Raw genomic sequence first — 5,594 nt, 5'->3', positions numbered from 1 at the left:
AGTGAGAATATAGTACCATTGTTTTGCGGGAATTGGTTTCCTTCTAATAAATCGTTATACAATGTGTGAGCGTAGCTGTGGTTATCTGCAAAATTCCAGGAACCTGGTTGAAACCAATCATCCCAGTTAACGTATACATCAAAGTCACCTAATGGATCGTCGTATCCTAATGTGCTGCTAGTATGGAAAGCAACTACTCTATCTGCATCGGTTGGATCTAGGCGATCGTCTGTAGGGTTGGCACTAGAGAACCAACCTCCTTCAAACTCAGGACCTGCTGGATCGAGACCAATAAGCAGATCGACTTCGCCACTACGTTCGCGAAGTTCTTCACCTGCTTCACCCATTACATGAGCACCTAAACTGTGACCAATAAGTGTGGTATCAGCAGGATTAACACCTTGATCCAACAAATAGTTTGCTACTTCAACTCCTACATCATCAACTCTATCTGCAGCAGCAGGATAATTGAGAGTATCAGCACCATCTTGCCAATCTACTACCAAAATGTTAGCATCATTGCCTTCTAAATCTCGTATATTTTCTGCCATTTCTGACATCCAAGCTTGAGGCGTGAAGTTATTATCTGGATTTCCACCTGTACTTTGGTAACCATGTACAATTACATAAGTAGGATCGCTTGTGTCTATAGGTCGGGAATTATTGAATCCGCTATTATCCCAATTATTAAAGAATACGTCTACCATATTTTTAGTTTGTTTCTATGTACGAGTTTTTACTGAAAATATTACACTTTGTGTTTAGTTGTATTTTCCATCTATAATATCATCTATNTACAATTACATAAGTAGGATCGCTTGTGTCTATAGGTCGGGAATTATTGAATCCGCTATTATCCCAATTATTAAAGAATACGTCTACCATATTTTTAGTTTGTTTCTATGTACGAGTTTTTACTGAAAATATTACACTTTGTGTTTAGTTGTATTTTCCATCTATAATATCATCTATATATTATATACATTAGGACTTACCCAGAAACCGGAAAAATAATAATCAGGCCAATAAACCCTCTTTATTTAGTACAGTTACACAGGCTACTTTATCACAAATTCATCGGATCGACATCCACAGTCAAACTGACGCCAGGGCGACAAATATTACTCAACTTAGTTAGATCGGGTACATCATCACATCCAGACAATAATTTTAACAAAATCTGCCACCGATAACGATTTGCTACTCTGGCAATAGGAGCGGGTGCAGGACCTAATAGATCATATTTTCCCTCTTCCGCTTTTTCCATCAATACACTTGCTAACTGTTGAGCAGTCACCGCTACCTCGGTCGGATCATAACTACTCAGACGCAATAAAATCAACCGCCCGTGAGGAGGATATCGCAACTCAGCTCTCGCCTGTAATTCTGTTTCTACAAAAGACTGATAATCATGACGTTGCACCGCTTGAATCACAGGATGTTCTGGAGTATAGGTCTGAATAATGACTTGCCCTGGGTTATCTCCACGACCTGCACGGCCTGCTACTTGCAGCAATGTTTGAAAAGCACGTTCATTGGCGCGATAATCTGAAAAATGCAGTAACCCATCAGCAGACACGACTCCTACTAATGTCACCTGTGCTAAATCTAAACCTTTTGTCAACATCTGGGTACCGATCAATAAATCTGCTTCCCCGTTAGCAAATTGATTTAACAAATTTCGGTGAGCATCTTTTTTGCGAGTTGTGTCGCTATCATATCTAATAGTTCGTAGTTCGGGAAATTGTCTGGTTAATTCCTGCGCTACTTTTTGAGTACCACTACCAAAAAATTTGAAGAAAGGAGAATCACATTCGGGACAACGTTGGGGTTGTGGTTGGGTATAGTTGCAGTAATGACAACGCAATAGTGGAGTTGCACCTTCGTGGGTGTAATGATAGGAAAGTGAAATGTCGCAATGAGGGCATTCCATGACATGACCGCAACTACGACAAGACACGAATGTACTGTGACCGCGACGGTGAATGAATAAAATTCCTTGTTGTTTTGTTTGTTGTAGTTGTCGCAGTGCTTCTTGGAGAGGATAGCTAAACATTGTGCGGTTTCCCTGTCGCAGTTGTTGGCGCATATCTACTATTTCTACGGGTGGCATCGGTCGGGAGTGGATGCGTTCGGGTAATGAGAGGTAGTAGGTGTTGGGTTTTGGGGAAACACTCAAGAAACCGGGTTTATTATCCCCTTCGTTTAAATCATCAATTTTTTCAGATAAACCCGGTTTCTGTTTCTGTGTCAGGGAAACATTTTCATCAGCGAAGAAACTGGGTTCATTTTCCTGATTATTCAAACTATCATTTTTTTCAGATAAACTGGGTTTCTGCGTCAGGGAAACATTTTCATCNTTGGGTTTTGGGGAAACACTCAAGAAACCGGGTTTATTATCCCCTTCGTTTAAATCATCAATTTTTTCAGATAAACCCGGTTTCTGTTTCTGTGTCAGGGAAACATTTTCATCAGCGAAGAAACTGGGTTCATTTTCCTGATTATTCAAACTATCATTTTTTTCAGATAAACTGGGTTTCTGCGTCAGGGAAACATTTTCATCGGCTAAGAAACCGGGTTCATTTTCCCGATCGTTCAAACCATCAGATTTTTCAGATAAACCGGGTTTCTGCGTTCTTGTTTCCAACCAACTTTCTAAAGCGGGAGTTGCTGAACCTAATATTAATGGGCAGTTTTCTAACTCTGCTCGCCATTTCGCCACGGTGCGAGCGTGATAACAGGGTGCGGGGCGGTCTTGTTTGAAACTGTTATCGTGTTCTTCGTCTAAAACAATTAAACCTAATTTTGGCAGTGGGGCGAATATTGCGGAACGAGTACCGATGATAATTTGCGGAATACCCCAGGTCATGTTACGCCAGGTATCATAACGTTCTCCCGCAGATAAGGCGCTATGGTAAACATAGACTTTTTTGCCAAAACGAGCGCGAAACCTGTCGGTAAGTTGCGGGGTTAGACCTATTTCGGGAACGAGTACGAGAGCAGATTTTCCATTTTGGAGGATGGGAGCGATCGCCTGTAAATATACTTCTGTTTTTCCTGAACCTGTAACTCCATGNATGTTACGCCAGGTATCATAACGTTCTCCCGCAGATAAGGCGCTATGGTAAACATAGACTTTTTTGCCAAAACGAGCGCGAAACCTGTCGGTAAGTTGCGGGGTTAGACCTATTTCGGGAACGAGTACGAGAGCAGATTTTCCATTTTGGAGGATGGGAGCGATCGCCTGTAAATATACTTCTGTTTTTCCTGAACCTGTAACTCCATGAAGCAATATTTGAGCAAATTCTTGAATCTGGGTAATGGTTGTTAATGCTTCTGTTTGGTAGGGTGTAAGGATTTTTATTTCGTCTCTGGTATCACCCCTACCTTGTTCTCGCCGTAATACTTCTTGTTCTTGAATGACAGCATAGCCTTTTTCTTCGAGTTTCTTTACCACAGAAGTTGTAGTTTGGCAAGTGTTAAGTAATTCTGTTAACCACATTTCGCCTCCACTTTGGCGTAACACTTCCANTAATGCTTCTGTTTGGTAGGGTGTAAGGATTTTTATTTCGTCTCTGGTATCACCCCTACCTTGTTCTCGCCGTAATACTTCTTGTTCTTGAATGACAGCATAGCCTTTTTCTTCGAGTTTCTTTACCACAGAAGTTGTAGTTTGGCAAGTGTTAAGTAATTCTGTTAACCACATTTCGCCTCCACTTTGGCGTAACACTTCCATAACTTCTTTTTGACGTGGGGTTAAGTCTTTGGGTGGGGTTTGAGCAACTAGAGTGACTGCTTGTCTAAGTTTTGGTTTTGGTGGGGAAGGGGGTTCGAGATAGCTTTCTACCCAACCTCGTTGTAGTAAATCTTTTAATCCTCTTTCAGCACTTTTGACTTGACGTTGAATGTATTGCCAGGTGTAATCTTTGGTTTTGGAGTTTTGCAGAATTTCCAGAATTTTTTGAGCATTAGTATTGAGGAAAATTTCTCCACCTGTTGGTATTGCTGTTTCGATGATGCGGATGCGTCGTTGACTGCGTTTGAGTAAACCTGGTGGTAGAGCAGTGCGAATTACTCTAATAAGTGGTGTTTGATAATAGATGGCGACTTTTTCTAGGAGTTGCCAATAAGTGGGAGGGAAAAAACCTCTGGTAATAATGTCTGATAAATTTTTGAGGCGATCGCTAGTTAAACCTTCTGGAAGTTGGGAAGTTTTGCGGATAGCGATCGCTCCTACTTGTTGTTTGCCAAATGGTACTACTAAAATATCTCCTGGTTGAATATCCATATTGGGAGGTATTTTATAGGTAAATAATTTTTCTTCCTCTTCAGTATTATCTGTTGAAGTTTGGAAAGGGACATCAACTAAGACTTCTAGCCACTCTTGTGACTCTGGGGGAAGATTTTGATAAGATGACCCAGGTTCAGCTACGACAGATTTTGAGAGTGTTTGGACAGAGTAGGACATTGGCAAAATTAATTAGGGGAAAATTAAGTCAGAAATCAGAAGTCAGAAGTCAGACGTTTTAATGNTGGTTGAATATCCATATTGGGAGGTATTTTATAGGTAAATAATTTTTCTTCCTCTTCAGTATTATCTGTTGAAGTTTGGAAAGGGACATCAACTAAGACTTCTAGCCACTCTTGTGACTCTGGGGGAAGATTTTGATAAGATGACCCAGGTTCAGCTACGACAGATTTTGAGAGTGTTTGGACAGAGTAGGACATTGGCAAAATTAATTAGGGGAAAATTAAGTCAGAAATCAGAAGTCAGAAGTCAGAAGTTAAATTGGCAGCACGGACTAAATTTGAGAGGAGCGAAAATTTCCTAGTAGTAATAGCGATCGCTATACTATTTTATTTATGGAAGTTAAAGGTAAGATTTTATATTAAATCCAGATAATTTAGTTATTGTAAGTCCGCAGCGACTGGAACGGAGTGGAACGAAGCAATCTCAGAGGTAGCGGGAGATTGCTGCTCATTATTGCAATGACGACTTTTCAGCGGGACCACAAAACCCATTTGGTATCTTTGACATTAATATTTGCGGTCGCGAAGCGGAACGAAGTTCTATCGCGCTCGAAACAATACCATTTTTTGTTGAATAAAAAATCATGCATATAGGCGAGTTAAGCCTTATAGTTACATACTATCATCATTTTTTGGGAAATGCAATAGCAAAATCTTCAGCCTCGCCAATTTATTTTCAGGAGCTTCACAGAATGCAAAAGTTAGTGTCACCTAACATGGCAATCTAACCGAATTAATCTTCTGATTCTAATCTTAAAGGTAAGGGAGTAGTAGAGTATTTTTCAATCTTTCTTTTTCCTGTATTGTCTCTATTTCACTCCCTACTCATAACTTAAAAATTTGGCGTTGCTAATTTTAGGTATGATTTGTATTTTTTGGTAGTTGCTAAACTATTGAATTACCTGGAGGGGCGACAAGAAAGGTTAAGAGTTCATTAATTGATAATTGATAATGGATAATTGATAATTACAAGAAGGTTAAAACCGCTCTTGATTGAAGATTGGGAAATATCCTAGCACTTTTTTTCCCCTATCCAAGGGGAGGCTTTAAACCACAATTATTTA

General features: G+C 40.0%; 3 protein-coding genes and 3 pseudogenes. All 6 read right to left on the bottom strand.

The genetic code is table 11. The annotated features are described in order from the left end of the window. Positions 1–707 (bottom strand): alpha/beta fold hydrolase (locus AFK68_RS13050; protein WP_143437836.1); only part of this gene is annotated, 707 nt, incomplete at its 3' end. Between the two features lie 359 nt (positions 708–1,066). After that, positions 1,067–2,161, bottom strand: a pseudogene (gene priA / locus AFK68_RS13045) (primosomal protein N'); the annotation flags it as partial. Between the two features lie 474 nt (positions 2,162–2,635). Then, a pseudogene (locus AFK68_RS13040) lies at positions 2,636–3,076 on the bottom strand (DEAD/DEAH box helicase); the annotation flags it as partial. Position 3,077: 1 nt separating this feature from the next. Continuing rightward, on the bottom strand, positions 3,078–3,502 hold a 425-nt coding region (locus tag AFK68_RS45030), incomplete at its 3' end, for a DEAD/DEAH box helicase family protein (protein WP_143437837.1). Positions 3,503–3,532: 30 nt separating this feature from the next. Continuing rightward, positions 3,533–4,468, bottom strand: a pseudogene (locus tag AFK68_RS13030) (primosomal protein N'); the annotation flags it as partial. A gap of 65 nt (positions 4,469–4,533) precedes the next feature. Continuing rightward, positions 4,534–4,728: hypothetical protein (locus tag AFK68_RS13025; protein ID WP_210407385.1), on the bottom strand; the 195-nt coding region annotated here is incomplete at its 3' end. Positions 4,729–5,594 lie beyond the last annotated feature (866 nt).

The sequence above is a fragment of the Hydrocoleum sp. CS-953 genome, from assembly GCF_002260545.1.
Taxonomy (GTDB): domain Bacteria; phylum Cyanobacteriota; class Cyanobacteriia; order Cyanobacteriales; family Microcoleaceae; genus Trichodesmium.
The sequence above is the reverse complement of the archived record's forward strand: the minus strand, read 5'-3'. Positions and strand labels throughout refer to the sequence as shown.